Raw genomic sequence first — 17,189 nt, 5'->3', positions numbered from 1 at the left:
CCATGCCTGCGGCTCCCCGGGGCCGGTGCCCCGGCACTAGATCAACGCGAACTGCCCCTCGGGGCCTTCTTCGCGGTGGTCCAGCACCGAGGCGGGGCGGCGTGCCGCCGCCGGTACCGGCAGCACACCCGCCGTGCGCAGCTCGCCGGCCGTCACGGGAGCGGTCACGGTCAGGCCGGCCCGCAGCGGACGCAGCTCCGCCAGCAGGGCGAGGACGGTGATCAGCTCAAGCAGCTCCGAGGTCCACGGCTGCGGCCAGGTGGCCGGGCGGATCGCCGCCAGCGTGCCCGGCTCGGCCCGGGCGGTCCGGGCCGCGAACCACTCCTCGAGCACCCGCACGCCGCCCGCCTCGAAGTCCCAGGCGGCGGGGGGCACCGGAGCGATACGGCCCTCGTCGAGGTGCAGGGTCTCCTTGTCGGCGTCGTAGCGGACCGTGAGCGGGACGGGCGGCAGCGGGGCGCGGACGTACGGGCGGCGACCGCCGGGAAGCCTGGGGCGTTCGCCGTCGCGGCGCATCAGCCAGAGCATACGGTGGCCCAGCTCGACGCCCTCCGTCCACAGCCCGGCGTCCTCGGTGAGCGGGACCCGTGGGCCCTCGGGCCCGGGGCGCGCGACGGCCAGGCTCCAGGCGAGGACGTCCACCGGAGCGGGGGACCTCCCCAGGCGGGCGCCGAGATGCTCCGGCAGTCCGGGTGCCAGATTGGGTTCCTCGCCGGCGGGGCGCCGGAACAGCGGGCGGATACGGCCGGAGCGGAGCGTGGGCACCAGGGACGTCGCGAGCAGGAGGGGCTCGCGGGAGCCCGGGGCGGCGCCCGTCTCCACGAGGAAGATCTGGTGCTCGTCCGCCACCCGCCACAGCTCCGGCCGGGCCGCGTCGATCAGACGGTGGTCGGGGATCAGCCACTGCTCGTCGAACGGTGCGTGCAGCACCCGCACCGGCTCCGGGCAGGGCCCCGAGGCGCGGATCAGTCGTCCGGTGCCGCCGGGACGGCCGGGCAACTGGCCGACCGCCGAGTGCAGCGTACGGGCACGGGTCGGCTCGAACAGGGCCTCCCGCTCAGGGCCTTCGGCCTTCATGAGGGCGTCCCAGCGGGCTCTCAGGGATGCCGCGTCGGGTGCCGACGGCCAGGCGCGGCCCGGCCGCAGGGGGGCGACGGACCACGGCATGAGGTCCGCGAGCAGCGGAGCGTCGTCGTGCGTCACGCCGGGCATCGTACGACGGGGTCAGGTGGCCTCGAGGGTGACCGTGAAGGAGAAGCGGTCCCCGCGGTAGTGGATCACCGCCACGTCCAGGGGCCGCCCGTCGGTGTCGTAGGTGACGCCCGTGTAGTGCAGGATCGGGCTGAGCAGCGGGACGTGCAGCAGCCGGGCCGTCTCCGGGTCCGCGAGCCGGGCTTCCACGGTGTCCGTGATGCGGCTGATGTCCGCGCCGACGACGTCCCGCAGCACCTTGGTCATCGGCCAGCGGACCAGGTCGTCCGGGGTGATGCGGTCGGCCAGCTCCGGGCGGACGTAGTTGCGGGCGTGGTTGGTCGGCTCGCCCGTCTTCTCGTCGCTGCGCAGCCGGTGGTACGTCGCCGCCTCGGCGAGGTCGGGGAAGTGCTCGGCGAGTTCGGGCGGCACCGGCGCCCGGCCGTGGTCCAGCAGTTCCGTCGTCATGCCGGACTGCTGGGCCACGATCGCGTCCACCGAGCCGAGGAGCCGGACCGGGGCGCCCCTGCGCACGCTGGGCTCGATGAACGTGCCGCGCCGGCGGTGGCGCGTGATCAGCCCCTCGTCCTCCAGCTCCTTCAGCGCCTGCCGCATGGTCAGCACGCTCACCCCGTAGTGCCCCGCCAACTGCTCCTCGGTGGGCAGGCGCAGCGGGTCCCGGGGGGAGCGGCCGAGTATCGAGGCGCGCAGCGACTGCGACACCTGGTACCAGAGCGGCAGCTTTCGGTTCAGGACGATCGAGTCCGGGGCGAAGGAGGTCACGGGGCTATCCGTACCGGTCGGGGGCGCTCAGTGCAACGGGCGGAAGTGGCGTTCGAGGCCCTGCCACACCTCGTCGTACGCGGGTTGCAGCTGCTCGGTCCGGGCCGCCTGCGGTGTGAGGGTCACCGGCCAGCGGGTCTCGAACATGAACGCCAGCCCGTCGTCGACCTTCTGCGGGCGCAGCTCGGCGGCGCTCGCCCGCTCGAACGTCTCCCGGTCCGGGCCGTGCGCCGACATCATGTTGTGCAGCGATCCTCCGCCCGGCACGAAGCCCTCCGCCTTGGCGTCGTAGGCGCCCTCGACGAGGCCCATGTACTCGCTCATCACGTTCCGGTGGAAGTAGGGCGGCCGGAAGGTGTCCTCGCCCACCAGCCAGCGCGGCGCGAACACGACGAAGTCGATGCCCGCCAGGCCGGGGGTGTCGCTCGGCGAGGTCAGCACGGTGAAGACCGACGGGTCCGGGTGGTCGTAGCTGATGCTGCCGATCACATTGAACCGGCGCAGATCGTAGAGGTACGGCACATGGTTGCCGTGCCAGGCGACGACATCGAGCGGCGAGTGGTCGTACGTCGCCGTCCAGAGGTTGCCGCAGAACTTGTTGACCACCTCGACCGGGCCCTCGACGTCCTCGTAGGCGGCGACCGGGGCCTGGAAGTCCCGGGCGTTGGCCAGTCCGTTGGCACCGATCGGGCCGAGCTCGGGGAGGCGGAAGGGGGCGCCGTAGTTCTCGCACACATAACCCCGGGCGGTGTCGTCGAGCAGCGCCACCCGGAAGCGGACCCCGCGAGGGATCAGCGCCACATGGCCGGGCTCCGCGTGCAGCATCCCGAACTCGGTGTGCAGCAGCAGCCCGCCGCGCTCGGGGACGATCAGCAGCTCGCCGTCGGCGTCGCTGAAGACGCGCTCCATGGACGCGTCGGCGTGGTAGAGGTGCACGGCCATGCCGGCGCGCTGGGTGGCGTCGCCGTTGCCGCCGACCGTCCACAGGGCCGCCAGGAAGTCCGTGCCCGCCGGGGGTTCGGGCAGCGGGTCCCAGCGCTGCCGGTTGGGATCGGGCACCGTCTCGGTGAACGGCGCCGAGCGGAGCGTGCCGTTGTCCGCGCGGGTGAACGCCGGATGTGCCGCCGAGGGGCGGATGCGGTACAGCCATGAACGGCGGTTGTGCGCGCGCGGTTCGGTGAACGCCGTACCGCTCAGCTGCTCCGCGTACAGCCCGAGCGGTGCGCGCTGAGGGGAGTTGCGGCCCTCCGGCAGCGCGCCCGGGACGGCCTCCGAGCTGTGCTCGTTGCCGAAACCGGAGAGGTACGACAGCCCCTCCGCGGTCTTCCTCGCGTCGTCCCCGCTCATCACCGCTCCCTCGTCGCTGATTCCTATGCATCACCGTAGGATTCGGGGCGGCGCACGCGCAAGGGGTGGGCGGAGCCGGTGGAACGGCGGGCGCCGGCCGGGACCGTCGTCCGGAGGATGCGGAAACCGGCCTTCGGACGGATCCGGCCGACGGCGGGGTGCCCTACGCTCCCCGGCATGGCGTGGACGCGCGGACTGCTCGCCGCGCTCGCGGTGGGTGCCCTGCTCGGCGGCTCGGCGGCTCGGCGGGTTGCGGCTCGGACGGTGCGCACCGCGGGGCGACGGCCCCGCCGGTGGGCAAGGTGCTGAAGGACACGGACGAGGAAGGGCGGCACTACCGTGAAGTCGACCCGTCGGGCGCGCCCCGGGTGGCGGTCGTGGTCGAGCCGGACTCCGGCGGCTGGGACGTGCGGCTGACCGTCCGAGCCTTCCGCTTCTCGCCCGCCGGCGCCCGGCCGGTGGCCGTGGCCGGCCGCGGCCTCGCCCGGCTCTATCTGGACGGCCGCTCCCTCGGGTGGCTGCACGCCCCCGACCACCACCTCCCCGGCCGGCTGGTGCCGCGCGGCACGCACCATGTGACGGCCCGGCTGTACGCGGACGACGGGACGGTGTGGGCGGTGCACGGCGCGCCGGTCCAGAGCACGGCCGACATCACCGTGTCGGGCACGGAGACGGCGGTGAGCCCGGAGCCCAGGTGATCCGCCGAGGGCCGGAGACCCGCCGAGGGCCGGAGACCCGGACGGGGCGGGCCGGGTGACCCTGAGTGACACGGCCGATTCGTCCGGTGAGTAACCGGCCCGATTCCTTCCGTACAGCCGGGCGAGGTTCACCGGCCACCGGCGGAAAGGCATCATGAAACACGTGCCCCACGCGACATCGCTGCGCCGTGCGCCGGTTCAACGCCGTAGCGCGGAACGACTGACCAGAATCCTCGACGCCTGCGCCGATCTGCTCGACGAGGTCGGTTACGACGCCTTGAGCACCCGGGCCGTCGCCCTGCGTGCGGGCGTCCCCATCGGATCCGTCTACCGCTTCTTCGGCAACAAGCGCGCGATGGCCGACGCCCTCGCCGAACGCAACCTCGAACGCTACATCGAGCGTGTCGTCCGGCGCCTGGCGGACGCGGAGGGCGAGGGCGGCTGGCGCGAGGTCATGGACGCGGTCCTGGACGAGTACCTCGACATGAAGCGCACGGCGCCCGGGTTCGCCCTCGTGGACTTCGGCAACCAGATCCCGGTCGGCGTCCGCCACTCCGAGCCCAACCGGCGGGTCGCCGACCGCCTCGTGGACCTCCTGTCCGGGCACTTCGACCGCGCACCGGACGAGGACCTGCGTCGCATGTTCCTGATCGCGGTGGAAACGGCCGACACCCTGATCCAGCTGGCCTTCCGGGCGGACCCCGAAGGTGACGAGAAGATCATCGAGGAGATGCGCGGGCTGCTGAGGGCGTACATAGGGCGGGCGCTGGACTGACCGGGTCCCGGAGCCCCGGCTCGAACCCGGTCACCCCGGCGGTACGGCGACGACAGGGCCTGGGGCCCTCGCGGATCCCAAACGTGAGGGCCGCCGCCCCTCCCCTCCATGCGTACCGGTCGGTATGCTCCCTCTCGTCCGTGCGCCGTCGCCGCCACGCCTCCGGGAGGACCCGTGTCCCGCACCGCCCTGCGTATCTGCCCGCTCTGCGAGGCCACCTGCGGGCTGACGCTCACAGTCGAGGGCACCCGTGTCACCGGCGCCCGGGGCGACCGTGACGACGTGTTCAGCAAGGGGTTCATCTGCCCCAAGGGGGCCTCCTTCGGCGCCGCCGACTCCGACCCCGACCGGCTGCGCACCCCCCTCGTGCGCCGGGACGGGGAACTGCGCGAGGCCACCTGGGAAGAGGCGTTCGACGCCGTCGCCGCGGGGCTGCGACCCGTCGTGGAACGGCACGGACCGCATGCCGTCGGGGTCGTCCTCGGCAACCCGAACGTGCACACCATGGCCGGCGCCCTCTACCCGCCGCTCCTGCTCGCCGGCCTGCGCACCCGTAGCGTGTTCACGGCCTCCACGCTGGACCAGATGCCCAAGCACGTCTCCAGCGGACTGCTGTACGGAGACGCGGGCGCCATCCCCGTGCCCGACCTCGACCGCACCGACCATCTCCTGCTGATCGGAGCCAACCCGCTGGAGTCCAACGGGAGTCTGTGCACGGCCCCCGACTTCCCCGGCAGGCTCAAGGCGCTCAGGGCCCGCGGCGGCACCCTCACCGTGATCGACCCGCGCCGCACCCGCACCGCGCGGCTCGCGGACCGGCACATCGCCATCCGCCCCGGCACCGACGCCCTGCTGCTCGCGGCGATGGCGCACGTCCTCCTCGAGGAGGACCTCGCCGACCTCGGGGACCTCGCCCCGCACGTGCAGGGGCTCGGGGAACTGGCCGCGGCGTTGAGGGACTTCACCCCGGAGGCCGCCGCCGGGGCGTGCGGCGTCCAGGCGGACACCGTCCGGGACCTCGCCCGCGGGCTCGCGGCGGCGCCCACCGCTGCGGTCTACGCACGCATCGGCACGTGCACCGTCCCGCACGGCACCCTGGCCAGCTGGCTCGTCGACGTGCTCAACATCCTCACCGGCAACCTCGACCGGCCAGGCGGCGCCCTCTTCCCGCTGTCGGCCACCGACAGGACCCCGCGCCCCGCCGGGCCCGGACGCGGCTTCGCGCTCGGGCGCTGGCACTCGCGGGTGCGCCGGCACCCCGAGGCCAAGGGGGAGTTGCCGATCGCCGCGCTCGCGGAGGAGATCGACACCGCCACCGACGAGGGCAGCCCGGTGCGTGCGGTCGTCGTCGTCGCCGCCAACCCCGTGCTCTCCGCGCCGGACGGAGACCGGCTCGACAAGGCGCTCGGCTCGCTCGACTTCATGGTCAGCGTCGACCCGTACCTCAACGAGACCTCGCGCCACGCGCACGTCGTGCTGCCGCCGCCCCCGCCCTCCCAGGCCGCCCACTTCGACTTCGCCTTCAACTCCCTGGCCGTGCGCAACCAGGTCCGCTACACCCGCGCCGCCGTCCCCCCGGAGCCGGGCCGCATGGCGGAGGCCGAGATCCACGCGCGGCTGATCCTCGCCGCGACGGGCCTGCACGGCGCCGACCCGGAAACCGTGGACGCCATGGTCGTCGAGCAGACCCTCGGCAAGGCCGTCACCGAGGCGCACTCGCCGGTCCACGGCCGCGATCCGCACGAGCTGGCCGCCCGTCTCTGCGGTGAGAACGGTCCCGAGCGGCGGCTCGACCTGATGCTGCGGCTCGGTCCGTACGGCGACGGGTTCGGCGCCCGCCCCGACGGGCTCACCCTGGAGCGGCTGCTCGCCCACCCGCACGGGATCGACCTCGGCCCGCTCGGGCCCCGCCTGCCGCAGCCGCTGAAGACCCGCAGCGGCAAGGTCGAGCTGCTGCCCGGGCCGATCGCGGACGACCTGCCGCGCCTGAGGCGGGCCCTGGGCGAGCGCGCCGCCGGACTCGTGCTCGTCGGGCGGCGTCATCTGCGCTCCAACAACAGCTGGCTGCACAACGTGCCCGCGCTGACCGGCGGCTCCAACCGCTGCACCCTGCACATCCACCCCGAGGACGCCGAGCGGCTCGGGCTCGCCGACGGCGCGCCGGTACGGGTCAGGGGCGCCGGGGGAGCGGTGACCGCGCCCGTCGAGATCACCGACGCCATCCTGCGCGGTGTGGTCAGCCTTCCGCACGGCTGGGGCCACGACCGGCCCGGTACCCGGACGAGCCATGCCGCGCTGGACCCCGGCGTCAACGTCAACCAGCTCCTCGACGGCAGTCTGCTCGACCCCCTGTCGGGCAACGCGGTGCTCAACGGCATACCCGTGGAACTGACCCCGGTGGGCACGGACTGACCCCGGTGGGTACGGACTGAACCCGAGCGTCCGCTTTCTCACGGTGCGCGATCGGACGCCCGATCGCGTCAGGTCTCTTCCCCCGAGCGCGTGCCGTCCGTCACCTTCCGTGACCCACAGTCCCGTACGACCCGCACGGGACGGCCGACCGCGCGGCACCTGCGGCACCTGCGGTACCTGTGAGCCCCGGGGACACCGCGAGAGCGCTCTCAGGCCTGGCGCGATAAAACTAACACCGCTAGTTTGGTGTCCATCGCCCGTACGGGGGGCGGGGACGACGCCGCCCGGCCCAGGAGGAGAACGATGCAGGCACACGACGGCATGTACATCGACGGCGCGTGGCGCGCGGCCACGGGACCGGACCTGATCGAGGTCGTGAACCCGGTCGACGAACAGGTCATCGCCCACGTCCCGGCGGGCGCCGTCGAGGACGTCGACGCCGCTGTGCGGGCGGCCCGTGCCGCGCTCCCCGCCTGGGCGGCCACCGCGCCGGCCGAACGTGCGGCGCGCCTCACGGCCCTGCGGGACGTGCTCGTCGCCCGCAAGGACGAGATCGCCGAGACCGTGACGGCCGAACTGGGCTCGCCGCTGCCGTTCTCGCAGTCCGTCCAGGTGGGCCTGCCGATCCTGGTCGCGGGCTCGTACGCCGAACTGGCCGCCGCGCACCCCTTCCAGGAGGAGGTCGGCAACTCCGTGATCCACCACGAACCGGTCGGTGTCGTGGGCGCGATCACTCCCTGGAACTACCCCCTCCACCAGATCGTCGCCAAGGTCGCCCCCGCCCTCGCGGCGGGCTGCACGGTCGTCCTCAAGCCCGCCGAGGACACCCCGCTGACCGCCCAGTTGTTCGCGGAGGCGGTGCACGAGGCGGGTGTCCCGGCCGGTGTGTTCAACCTGGTCACCGGCCTCGGCCCGGTCGCCGGCCAGGCGCTCGCCGGACACGAGGGCGTCGACCTGGTCTCCTTCACCGGCTCCACGGCGGTGGGCAGGCGGATCGGCGCGACGGCGGGAGCCGCCGTGAAGAAGGTCGCCCTGGAACTCGGCGGCAAGTCCGCGAACGTCATCCTGCCGAGCGCCGACCTCGCCAAGGCGGTGAACGTCGGCGTCGCCAACGTCATGTCCAACTCCGGCCAGACCTGCAGTGCCTGGACGCGGATGCTGGTGCACCGGGACCAGTACGACGAGGCGGTCGCCCTCGCCGCGGCGGCCGCCGAGAAGTACGGCGACCGCATCGGCCCGGTGGTGAACGCGCGGCAGCAGGCGCGCGTGCGCGGGTACATCGAGAAGGGCGTGGCGGAGGGCGCGCGGCTGGTCGCGGGCGGCCCGGACTGCCCGCGCGAGCGGGGCTGGTTCGTGCGGCCCACCGTCTTCGCCGACGTGACCCCCGAGATGACGATCGCCCAGGAGGAGATCTTCGGTCCCGTGCTCTCCGTCCTGCGCTACGAGGACGAGGAGGACGCCCTGCGGATCGCGAACGGCACGGTGTACGGGCTCGCCGGCGCCGTCTGGGCGGGCGACGACGCGGAGGCGGTCGCCTTCGCGCGGAAGCTGGAGACCGGGCAGGTCGACATCAACGGCGGACGCTTCAACCCCCGTGCGCCGTTCGGTGGTTACAAGCAGTCCGGCGTGGGCCGGGAGCTGGGTGCGCACGGGCTCGCCGAGTACCTCCAGACCAAGTCCCTCCAGTTCCAGGAGCGTTAGCCACATGATCCGCGCCGCTGTCCTGCCCGCCGTCGGTGCCCCGCTGGAGGTCACCGGGATCGAACTGCCCGAACCGGGCCCCGGCCGGGTCCGCGTCCGGCTGGCCGCCGCCGGGGTCTGTCACTCCGACCTGTCCCTGTCCGACGGCACCATGAGGGTGCCGGTGCCCGCGGTCCTCGGCCACGAGGGGGCGGGGACGGTGGTGTCCGTGGGGAAGGGCGTCACCCATGTCGCCCCCGGCGACGGGGTCGTCCTCAACTGGGCGCCGTCCTGCGGGCGCTGCCACGCCTGCGGGCTGGGCGAGGTGTGGCTGTGCGCCGACGCGCTCACCGGAGCCGCTGACGTCCACGCCCGCCGCGCCGACGACGGCACGGACCTGCACCCCGGTCTGAACGTCGCGGCCTTCGCCCAGGAGACGGTGGTGGCCGCGTCCTGCGTACTGCCGGTGCCCGACGGCGTGCCGTTGGTCGACGCGGCCCTGCTGGGCTGCGCGGTGCTCACGGGCTACGGGGCCGTGCACCACGCGGCGCGGGTACGGCCGGGGGAGTCGGTGGCCGTGTTCGGCGTCGGAGGAGTGGGCCTCGCGACGCTCCAGTCGGCCCGGATCGCGGGCGCGGAGCGCATCATCGCCGTGGACGTGTCCGCGGAGAAGGAGGAACTGGCGCGGCGGGCGGGAGCCACCGACTTCGTGCTCGCCTCCGAGAACACCGCCCGCGAGATCCGCGCCCTCACGGACAAGCACGGGGCCGACGTGGCGGTGGAGTGCGTGGGCCGGGCGGTCAGCATCCGCGCGGCCTGGGACTCCACGCGCCGCGGCGGCCGTACGACGGTCGTCGGCATCGGCGGCAAGGACCAGCAGGTCACGTTCAACGCCCTGGAGATCTTCCACTGGGGCCGCACCCTGGCCGGCTGCGTCTACGGCAACTGCGACCCGGCCCGGGACCTGCCCGCGCTGGGGGAGCACATCAGGGCCGGCCGCCTCGACCCGGGCGCCCTGGTGACGGAGCGGATCTCCCTGGAGGGCATTCCGGCGGCGTTCGAGAACATGCGGGCGGGCAAGGGCGGCCGCGCGCTCGTGGTCTTCTAGAAGGCCGCGCCACGACCCCGGCCGCGCTCCGGGCGGCCGGGGTCCGCGGGGTGCCCGCGCCCCGCGGTCACGCCCGTGCGCGCCGGGCGTCCGGGCCTCAGGCCCGATCGGGTTCGGGCTCGGGTTCGGGCTCGGTTTCCGGTTCGGGCCGCGGTCGTGCGGCGGACTCCTCGGCCGCGGCGCGGTGCCGGAGCGACGCCTCGCGCGGCCGGGACCGGGACACCGCCACCCCGGCCAGGCACACCAGGCCGCCCCCGAGCGTCAGCAGCCCCGGCACCTCGTCGAGGAACAGCCACGACATCAGGACCACCAGCGCGGGCACGGCGTACGTCGTCGCGCCCATCCGGCTCGCGGTCGTACGGGCCAGGGCGTACGCCCAGGTCGTGAAGGCCAGAGCGGTCGGGAAGACGCCCAGGTAGAGCATGTCGAGTGTGGCGGAGACCGGCGCGCGGGCGGCGTCGTGGACCAGTTGCCCCGCGAACGGCAGGCAGGCGACGGCGCCGACGAGGCAGCCGAACGTCGTCACCTGCAGCGCGCTCGCCGTCGCCAGGGCCGGCTTCTGCCCGACGACCCCGAACGCGTAGGCGGCCGCGGCGAGGACGCAGAGCACCACCCCGAGGACCGACGACCCGCCCCCGCCGGACATCGACAGTCCCACGGCCACCGCCCCGGCGAACGACACGGCCATTCCCGTCAACAGCCGGGGTGGCATGGTGTCGCCCAGCAGCCGCGCGCCCAGCAGCGCGATCAGGATCGGCCCGATGTTGACCACCAGGGCGGCCGTTCCCGCGTCCACCCGCTGCTCGGCCCAGTTGAGGGCGACCATGTAGAACCCGAACCACAGCACCCCGGATATCGCGATGCCCCGCCATGCGGCACGCGGCGGCAGTCCCTCCCGCCGCACGGCCCACAGGAGCCCGAGCGCGACCGCCCCCGACAGCAGGCGTCCGAGGGCCAGCGCGCCGGGTGCGTAGGCGGCGCCCGCGCTGCGGATCGAGACGAAGGCGGAGGCCCAGAGCACCACGGTGACCGTGGCCGCGCCCGCGGCGAGCAGGTCCGCGCGACGGGCAGAAGGGGGCGTAGACGCGTTCATCATGCTCCACAGGTTAGGAACCGGGCCGATCGAGGGCTCGCGGTTTTCGGACGCCGAGACGACGGGCGCAGACAAGGGCGAGGGCAGGGGCGAAGGCAAGGGCAGGGACAGGGGCAAGGGCGAAGGCAGAGCCAAGGGCAAGGGCAGACGCGGGGCAGGGGCGCCCGACGGGCCGTGGCCGGCCGCCGTGGGGTCAGCGCAGCGCCGCCGCCTCGATGCCGAGGAGCTCGGCCAGCGCGCGCTCGCCCGCCGGCGTGACCTTCACGGCCCGTTCGGAGCCGATGCGCACGCACCAGCCCGTGTCCAGGGCGTGCCGGCACAGGGCGGCGCCCGCCACGCCCGCGAGGTGGTGACGGCGCTCGGTCCAGTCGAGGCAGGCGCGGGCCAGCGGGCGGCGACCCCCGCGGACGAGCATGATGCCGACGGCGTCGAACCACCGCAGGCCCGCGTCCGTGAGTGCGAACCCCGTGTCCCGGCGCAGCAGCCCGCGCGCCGCCAGCGCGTCGGTGACGGCGATGCCGAGCTGGCCGGCGAGATGGTCGTAGCAGGTGCGCCCGCGGGCCATGGCGCTCTCGGCGCTCGACTCCCTGAGGGTGCGGGGCCGCAGTGCCGAAGGAGCGGGCGCGACCTGTGCGGCCAGGTCCTCGACGAGCTGGGCGGCCCGCGCGTCGGCCAGTCGTACGTATCGGTGCCGGCCCTGCCGCTCCTCGGTCAGCAGCCCGCCGGCCACGAGCTTGCCCAGGTGTTCGCTCAGCGTCGAGGGGGCGACGCCCACGTGCCGCGCCAGCTCACCCGCGGTCCAGGCACGTCCGTCGAGCAGCGCCAGCAGACAGGCGGCCCGCGTCTCGTCGGCGATCAGCCGGGCGAACGCCGCGAGGCCGGGCGCCTGACGGTCCCCGGCCCGTGTCCGGCCGGTGTTCCCGATGGTCATGCGTCCCAGCATGGGGCACACATGCTTCGGCGCCCACCGAACGGTGTCGTACCGGGCGTCGCGACGCCGCGGAGATCCGTCAGAAGGGTCCCTGAGGCCCCCGTCCGAGCCGCTGGAACTGCCGCTCCAGCCCGTCGAGCAGCGCCGTGAGCCCGGTCTCGAAGGCCCGTTCGTCGATCTTCTCCTGGTGCTCGGCCAGGAGGTGGGCCTGGCCGAGGTGGGGGTAGTCGGCCGGGTCGTACGCCGTCCGGTCGTCGACGAAGCCGCCGGCGAAAGAGCCGAGCGCCGACCCCATGACGAAGTAGCGCATCAGCGCGCCGATGGAGGTGGCCTGGGCCGGCGGCCAGCCCGCCCGGACCATGGCGCCGTACACCGCGTCGGCCAGGCGCAGCGCGGCCGGGCGGCGGCCGGGGCCGCGGGCCAGGACGGGCACGATGTTCGGGTGGTCGCGCAGGGCCGTGCGGTAGGAGACCGCCCAGTCGTGCAGCGCGGTCCGCCAGTCGCGGCCGTCCTCGAACATCGACAGATCGACCTGTCCGCTGACGGAGTCCGCCACCGCCTCCAGGATCTGGTCCTTGGTGCGGAAGTGGTTGTAGAGGGACGGGCCGCTGACCCCGAGTTCGGCGGCGAGCCGGCGCGTGGAGACGGCCGCGAGGCCCTCCGCGTCCACCAGCGCCCGGGCCGTGTCGACGATGCGGTCGGTGCTGAGCAGGGGCTTGCGCGGTCGGGCCATGGCGCACATAGTAGGGCTGCACTCTGAAACTAGCAGTGCTAATTTAAATGTGCGGGATTCAAAGACTTCCCTTGGGGTGACGCGTCGTGAACCTGGAGCTCAGCGAGGAGCAGGCCGCCGTGCGGCAACTGGCCGAGAACTTCGTCGACCGCGAGATCGCCCCGCATGTCGTGACCTGGGACCGGGCCGAGGAAGTCGACCGGTCGATCGTCAGGAAGCTGGGCGAGGTCGGCTTTCTCGGGCTCACCGTCGGTGAGGAGTACGGCGGATCGGGCGGCGATCACCTCGCGTACTGCCTGGTGACCGAGGAACTGGGCCGCGGGGACTCGTCCGTGCGCGGCATCGTGTCCGTCTCGCTCGGCCTGGTCGCCAAGACCATCGCCCACTGGGGGAGCGAGGAGCAGAAGCGGCGGTGGCTTCCCGGGCTCACCTCGGGCGAGTACGTCGGCTGCTTCGGCCTCACCGAGCCGGGCACCGGGTCCGACGCCGGCAACCTCACCACCAAGGCGGTCCGTGACGGCGACGATTATGTGATCAACGGCGCCAAGATGTTCATCACCAACGGCACCTGGGCCGATGTCGTGCTCCTCTTCGCCCGCTCCACCGACGCCCCCGGCCACAAGGGTGTCTCCGCCTTCCTGGTACCGACCGACACGCCCGGTCTGACCCGCCGTACCATCCACGGCAAGCTCGGCCTGCGCGGCCAGGCCACCGCCGAGCTCGTCCTCGAGGACGTCCGGGTGCCCGCCTCCGCGATGCTGGCGCCCGAGGGCAAGGGCTTCTCCGTCGCCATGTCCGCACTCGCCAAGGGGCGCATGTCGGTCGCGGCGGGCTGTGTCGGCATCGCCAGGGCGGCCCTGGACGCGGCCGTCAGGTACGCGGGCGAGCGCGAGCAGTTCGGCGCGCCCATCGCCCGGCACCAACTCGTCCAGGAACTCATCAGCGACATCGCCGTCGACGTGGACGCGGCACGGCTGCTGACCTGGCGGGTCGCCGACCTGATCGACCGCGGTCTGCCCTTCGCCGTCGAGTCCTCCAAGGCCAAGCTCTTCGCCTCCGAGGCGGCCGTCCGCGCCGCGAACAACGCCCTGCAGGTGTTCGGCGGCTACGGCTACATCGACGAGTACCCCGCGGGCAAACTCCTGCGCGACGCCCGGGTGATGACCCTCTACGAGGGCACGAGCCAGATCCAGAAGCTGCTGATCGGGCGCGCGCTGACGGGGGTTTCGGCGTTCTGACGGTTGTCGCCCGCCCGCTGCGCGGAGGGTGGGGGACGGGTGGGGGACTCCTTGCCGCACCCGCACCGCGCGAGAGCCCCGAGGGGCGCGTTTCGGACGCCGCCCGGTGGGCTCTCTAAGCGCCCGCTCACCTTCGGGGGTATGGTGTTCGTCCTGCCAGTGGAAGGGGCGAGCGATGAGTACGGCGGAGGAGACGGCCGACGACGGGATGCAGCCGTGGGCGGAGGTCACCCCTGACGCGGCACGGCGGCTGCTGGCCGCCGCCGTCGAAGCCTTCGCCGAGCGCGGCTACCACGCCACCACGACCCGCGACATCGCGGGCCGCGCGGGCATGAGCCCGGCCGCGCTGTACATCCACTACAAGACCAAGGAAGAACTGCTCCACCGCATCAGCCGGATCGGGCACGAGAAGGCCCTGGACGTGCTGCGCACCGCGGCGAAGGGCGAGGGGAGCGCCGCCGAGCGGCTCGCCGAGGCCGTGTCGTCCTTCGTCCGCTGGCACGCGGCGCAGCACACCACCGCGCGGGTCGTCCAGTACGAACTGGACGCGCTGGGCCCCGAGTCGCGCGCCGAGATCATCGCCCTGCGCCGCCAGGTCGACGCGGAGGCGCGCGGGATCATCGAGGACGGCGTGGCGGCGGGCGAGTTCGACGTGCCCGACGTGCGCGGCACCACCCTCGCCGTGCTCTCGCTCTGCATCGATGTGGCCCGCTGGTTCCGGGTGGACGGCCCGCGCACCCCCGACGAGGTCGGCGCGCTCTACGCCGACCTCGTGCTGCGGATGGTGGGGGCACGGCGGCAGTCGCCGTCCGCGACGGCTCAGAGGTAGTACCGCGCCACCGACTCGGCCACGCACACCGGCTTGTCGCCGCCCTCGCGCTCCACGGTGAAGGCGACGGTCACCTGCACCCCGCCCGGCACGTCGTCGACGCCCGTGATCGTCGCGGTGGCCCGCAGCCGGGAGCCGACCGGGACCGGGGCGGGGAAACGGACCTTGTTCGTCCCGTAGTTGACGCCCATCTTCACGCCCTCGACGTGCATGAGCTGGGGCCCGAACAACGGGAGCAGCGACAGCGTGAGGTAGCCGTGCGCGATGGTGGTGCCGAACGGGCCCGCGGCCGCCTTCTCCGGGTCCACGTGGATCCACTGGTGGTCGCCCGTGGCCTCGGCGAACAGATCGATCCGCTTCTGGTCGACCTCCACCCAGTCGCTGTGTCCCAACTGCTCGCCCACCGCCGCCTTCAGTTCGTCGGCGGACGTGAAGGTCCTCGGCTCTGCCATGTCCCGGCCTCTCGCATCACGAAACAACTGTGTCTAAGCAACTGCTTAGCATGGTCGGGGGCGGGGCGCATGTCAACGGACCGGGAGGGTGACGTGACCGGTAGGCTCCGGGGGGTGCCCCAGATCCCCGAGAAGATCCATGAGCTGACCGTCGGCCAGTTGTCCGCCCGCAGCGGCGCCGCCGTCTCCGCCCTGCACTTCTACGAGTCCAAGGGCCTGATCAGCAGCCGCCGCACAGCGGGCAACCAGCGCCGCTACCAGCGCGACGCGCTGCGCCGGGTGGCCTTCGTGCGCGCCGCGCAGCGCGTCGGCATCCCGCTGGCCACCATCCGCGAGGCGCTCGCCGAACTCCCCGAGGAACGGACGCCGACCCGGGAGGACTGGGCCCGGCTCTCGGCGGCGTGGCGCTCCGAGCTCGACGAGCGCATCAACCAGCTCACCCGGCTCCGCGACCACCTCACGGACTGCATCGGCTGCGGCTGCCTGTCCCTGAGGACCTGCGTGCTGTCCAACCCGGACGACGCCTTCGGCGAGCGCCGGTCGGGCTCGCGACTGATGGTCGAGCCCGGCTCCGCACGGCGGCGACGCAACCCGCAGCCGTGCGAGCCGGCCGGGGACTGCCGCTGAGCGGTCCCGGCCCCCGGCCCCGGCCCCTGGTCCCCGCCCCCCGCCCCCGGTCACTCGTACTCGGTCCCGCCCTTCCGCGTCAGGTACGCCGGGCTGACCGCCTTGGCGATCGCCCTGCCGCCGGTCACCGGGCTGTGGCGCTCGGTGACCGGGCGGATCACCACGCCCTCGCGCAGATGCAGCCCGCGACCGGAGACGGTCTCCCGCCCCGAGGCGAACTCCAGCACCCGGGCGATGTCGTACGGGCCCTGGTACAGCCGTGGCACCAGCGGCAGTTCGCCCTCCAGCAGGGTCCGCGCGTCCAGCCACCGCAGCGCCCCGCCGATCTCGGCGGACACGTCGAAGACCGCGTACCCGAGCGTGTCGCGGCGGCCGTCGGCCCCGTAGGCCAGGTCCTGGACGCCCGCCCCGTACACCTCGCCGAAGATCCCCACCCGGCGCGCGCCGAGCCGCTCGGCGAGCCGTGCCGCGGCCTCGGGGACGCCGTGGCCGCGCACCGCGCGCCAGTACAGATTGCGCGGATCCTCCACGAGCGCCAGGGACTTGGCGCCGAACCCCTTCGAGGAGACGAGCACCCGGTCCTCGTCCGCGAGGTACGTCAGCAGGCACGCCGAGCCGTGCAGCTTCTCGGTCAGGACCACGGGCTCACCGAGCGTGAAGACGTCCGGAAAGCGCTGGACGTTCTCGATGTCGACCCAGGGCAGCAGGTCGGGCGCGGACTCGATCTCGCCGTTCATGGTCGGCGGAATCGGCGGCACCCACTTGGTGATGCCGAGCGCCTCCGCGAAGTCGGTGCCCTCGGCGGCGGCCCGCGCGAGGTCGACGTCCGCCAGGGCCCTGGGGCGGCACACGATGCCCTGGGACAGCTCGCCGCGCAGCCTGACCGCCTTGACCCGGTCGGACCCGCTGCCCGCGAGCCGTCCGGTCAGGCCCAGCTCCTCGATCAGCTCCGGTGGGAGCACGGACTGCTCGGGGACGTAGACGGCGGTGTCACCGGTGCGGTACTGGCCCTTCGCCACGACGGCCCGGTACAGGCCCACTTGGGCCAGTTCGAGCGCGTCGGCGTTCGGATGCTCGTGGACGGTCAGTACTTCGGCGGTGACGCGCAGCGTCGACATCGGGGCTCCTCGGGTTGCTCAGCCGTGTTTCATCACCTCCGACTGTCCGGGTGCCAAACGGGTGGAGCGAGCGGATTTGCGGCTGGTAGCGTCGTGCCTCCGCGTCGATGCGGGCCGCCGGCCCGGAGTGCCCGGCCACGGCACCAGGCGCACCACCGGCCAGGTGCCCGCCCC

The 17,189-nt window shown here is 73.6% G+C and carries 16 protein-coding genes; 8 read left to right on the top strand and 8 right to left on the bottom strand.

Annotated features, from left to right (window positions below):
• Positions 1 to 36: 36 nt before the first annotated feature.
• Genes ACFYMU_RS11120 through hmgA form a run of 3 tightly spaced genes read right to left on the bottom strand, consistent with a single transcriptional unit; the run spans position 37 to position 3,321 of the window.
• Positions 37 to 1,212: a type ISP restriction/modification enzyme gene (locus ACFYMU_RS11120; RefSeq protein WP_388371219.1), complete on the bottom strand. Its 1,176-nt coding sequence runs from the start codon at positions 1,210 to 1,212 to the stop codon at positions 37 to 39.
• A 12-nt stretch (positions 1,213 to 1,224) separates the two neighbouring features.
• Positions 1,225 to 1,974, bottom strand: coding sequence for a GntR family transcriptional regulator (locus ACFYMU_RS11115; protein ID WP_388371216.1), 750 nt, complete (start codon positions 1,972 to 1,974; stop codon positions 1,225 to 1,227).
• A 27-nt stretch (positions 1,975 to 2,001) separates the two neighbouring features.
• On the bottom strand, positions 2,002 to 3,321 hold the full coding sequence (hmgA, locus tag ACFYMU_RS11110) for a homogentisate 1,2-dioxygenase (protein WP_388371213.1): 1,320 nt from the start codon (positions 3,319 to 3,321) through the stop codon (positions 2,002 to 2,004).
• A gap of 293 nt (positions 3,322 to 3,614) precedes the next feature.
• Here hmgA and ACFYMU_RS11105 point away from each other — a divergent pair, with 293 nt between their 5' ends.
• The 5 genes from ACFYMU_RS11105 to ACFYMU_RS11085 all read left to right on the top strand — a co-directional run bounded on the left by ACFYMU_RS11105 (position 3,615) and on the right by ACFYMU_RS11085 (position 9,994).
• A complete protein-coding gene (locus ACFYMU_RS11105) occupies positions 3,615 to 4,019 on the top strand; it encodes a hypothetical protein (RefSeq protein ID WP_388371211.1) in 405 nt (134 codons plus the stop codon).
• Positions 4,020 to 4,173: 154 nt separating this feature from the next.
• On the top strand, positions 4,174 to 4,794 hold the full coding sequence (locus ACFYMU_RS11100; protein WP_388371208.1) for a TetR family transcriptional regulator: 621 nt from the start codon (positions 4,174 to 4,176) through the stop codon (positions 4,792 to 4,794).
• 174 nt (positions 4,795 to 4,968) lie between these two features.
• Positions 4,969 to 7,206 (top strand): molybdopterin oxidoreductase family protein, encoded by a 2,238-nt coding sequence (locus ACFYMU_RS11095; protein WP_388371205.1) that lies wholly within the window; start codon positions 4,969 to 4,971, stop codon positions 7,204 to 7,206.
• 303 nt (positions 7,207 to 7,509) lie between these two features.
• On the top strand, positions 7,510 to 8,907 hold the full coding sequence (locus ACFYMU_RS11090; protein WP_388371202.1) for an aldehyde dehydrogenase family protein: 1,398 nt from the start codon (positions 7,510 to 7,512) through the stop codon (positions 8,905 to 8,907).
• 4 nt (positions 8,908 to 8,911) lie between these two features.
• Positions 8,912 to 9,994 (top strand): Zn-dependent alcohol dehydrogenase, encoded by a 1,083-nt coding sequence (locus ACFYMU_RS11085; RefSeq protein ID WP_388371199.1) that lies wholly within the window; start codon positions 8,912 to 8,914, stop codon positions 9,992 to 9,994.
• Positions 9,995 to 10,091: 97 nt separating this feature from the next.
• Here the strand turns inward: ACFYMU_RS11085 and ACFYMU_RS11080 are convergent, their stop codons facing one another.
• From ACFYMU_RS11080 to ACFYMU_RS11070, 3 genes are all read right to left on the bottom strand, one after another.
• Positions 10,092 to 11,090 (bottom strand): DMT family transporter, encoded by a 999-nt coding sequence (locus ACFYMU_RS11080; protein ID WP_388371197.1) that lies wholly within the window; start codon positions 11,088 to 11,090, stop codon positions 10,092 to 10,094.
• Positions 11,091 to 11,280: 190 nt separating this feature from the next.
• Positions 11,281 to 12,018 (bottom strand): ArsR/SmtB family transcription factor, encoded by a 738-nt coding sequence (locus ACFYMU_RS11075; RefSeq protein WP_388371194.1) that lies wholly within the window; start codon positions 12,016 to 12,018, stop codon positions 11,281 to 11,283.
• Between the two features lie 79 nt (positions 12,019 to 12,097).
• Positions 12,098 to 12,760 (bottom strand): TetR/AcrR family transcriptional regulator, encoded by a 663-nt coding sequence (locus ACFYMU_RS11070; RefSeq protein WP_388371191.1) that lies wholly within the window; start codon positions 12,758 to 12,760, stop codon positions 12,098 to 12,100.
• Between the two features lie 77 nt (positions 12,761 to 12,837).
• On the opposite strand from ACFYMU_RS11070, the gene ACFYMU_RS11065 reads away from it, so the two are divergent.
• Positions 12,838 to 13,989 (top strand): acyl-CoA dehydrogenase family protein, encoded by a 1,152-nt coding sequence (locus ACFYMU_RS11065; RefSeq protein WP_388371188.1) that lies wholly within the window; start codon positions 12,838 to 12,840, stop codon positions 13,987 to 13,989.
• A 175-nt stretch (positions 13,990 to 14,164) separates the two neighbouring features.
• Positions 14,165 to 14,818, top strand: coding sequence for a TetR/AcrR family transcriptional regulator (locus ACFYMU_RS11060; protein WP_388371185.1), 654 nt, complete (start codon positions 14,165 to 14,167; stop codon positions 14,816 to 14,818).
• On the opposite strand, the gene ACFYMU_RS11055 is transcribed toward ACFYMU_RS11060, so the two are convergent.
• Positions 14,809 to 15,270 carry a MaoC family dehydratase gene (locus tag ACFYMU_RS11055; RefSeq protein ID WP_388371182.1) on the bottom strand — a complete coding sequence of 154 codons (462 nt, stop codon included), beginning with the start codon at positions 15,268 to 15,270 and terminating at the stop codon, positions 14,809 to 14,811. The genes ACFYMU_RS11060 and ACFYMU_RS11055 overlap by 10 nt on opposite strands.
• Before the next feature lie 114 nt (positions 15,271 to 15,384).
• On the opposite strand from ACFYMU_RS11055, the gene soxR reads away from it, so the two are divergent.
• Positions 15,385 to 15,897 carry a redox-sensitive transcriptional activator SoxR gene (soxR, locus tag ACFYMU_RS11050; protein ID WP_388371179.1) on the top strand — a complete coding sequence of 171 codons (513 nt, stop codon included), beginning with the start codon at positions 15,385 to 15,387 and terminating at the stop codon, positions 15,895 to 15,897.
• Between the two features lie 50 nt (positions 15,898 to 15,947).
• Here soxR and ACFYMU_RS11045 read toward each other — a convergent pair whose 3' ends face one another.
• Positions 15,948 to 17,015 (bottom strand): RNA ligase (ATP), encoded by a 1,068-nt coding sequence (locus ACFYMU_RS11045; RefSeq protein WP_388371176.1) that lies wholly within the window; start codon positions 17,013 to 17,015, stop codon positions 15,948 to 15,950.
• Positions 17,016 to 17,189: the final 174 nt, after the last annotated feature.

The organism is Streptomyces sp. NPDC007264 (assembly GCF_042869095.1).
GTDB lineage: Bacteria > Actinomycetota > Actinomycetes > Streptomycetales > Streptomycetaceae > Streptomyces.
Note: the sequence above shows the minus strand (reverse complement) of the source record. Positions and strands in the feature narration are given on the sequence as shown.

What these genes read in the sequence shown, in the direction of transcription:
- ACFYMU_RS11120 (WP_388371219.1), bottom strand. Translation starts at nt 1,212, where the DNA reads ATGCCCGGCGTGACGCACGACGACGCTCCGCTGCTCGCGGACCTCATG.
- hmgA (WP_388371213.1), bottom strand. Translation starts at nt 3,321, where the DNA reads ATGAGCGGGGACGACGCGAGGAAGACCGCGGAGGGGCTGTCGTACCTC.
- ACFYMU_RS11100 (WP_388371208.1), top strand. Translation starts at nt 4,174, where the DNA reads ATGAAACACGTGCCCCACGCGACATCGCTGCGCCGTGCGCCGGTTCAA.
- ACFYMU_RS11090 (WP_388371202.1), top strand. Translation starts at nt 7,510, where the DNA reads ATGCAGGCACACGACGGCATGTACATCGACGGCGCGTGGCGCGCGGCC.
- ACFYMU_RS11085 (WP_388371199.1), top strand. Translation starts at nt 8,912, where the DNA reads ATGATCCGCGCCGCTGTCCTGCCCGCCGTCGGTGCCCCGCTGGAGGTC.
- ACFYMU_RS11080 (WP_388371197.1), bottom strand. Translation starts at nt 11,090, where the DNA reads ATGATGAACGCGTCTACGCCCCCTTCTGCCCGTCGCGCGGACCTGCTC.
- ACFYMU_RS11075 (WP_388371194.1), bottom strand. Translation starts at nt 12,018, where the DNA reads ATGACCATCGGGAACACCGGCCGGACACGGGCCGGGGACCGTCAGGCG.
- ACFYMU_RS11070 (WP_388371191.1), bottom strand. Translation starts at nt 12,760, where the DNA reads ATGTGCGCCATGGCCCGACCGCGCAAGCCCCTGCTCAGCACCGACCGC.
- ACFYMU_RS11060 (WP_388371185.1), top strand. Translation starts at nt 14,165, where the DNA reads ATGAGTACGGCGGAGGAGACGGCCGACGACGGGATGCAGCCGTGGGCG.
- ACFYMU_RS11055 (WP_388371182.1), bottom strand. Translation starts at nt 15,270, where the DNA reads ATGGCAGAGCCGAGGACCTTCACGTCCGCCGACGAACTGAAGGCGGCG.
- ACFYMU_RS11045 (WP_388371176.1), bottom strand. Translation starts at nt 17,015, where the DNA reads ATGTCGACGCTGCGCGTCACCGCCGAAGTACTGACCGTCCACGAGCAT.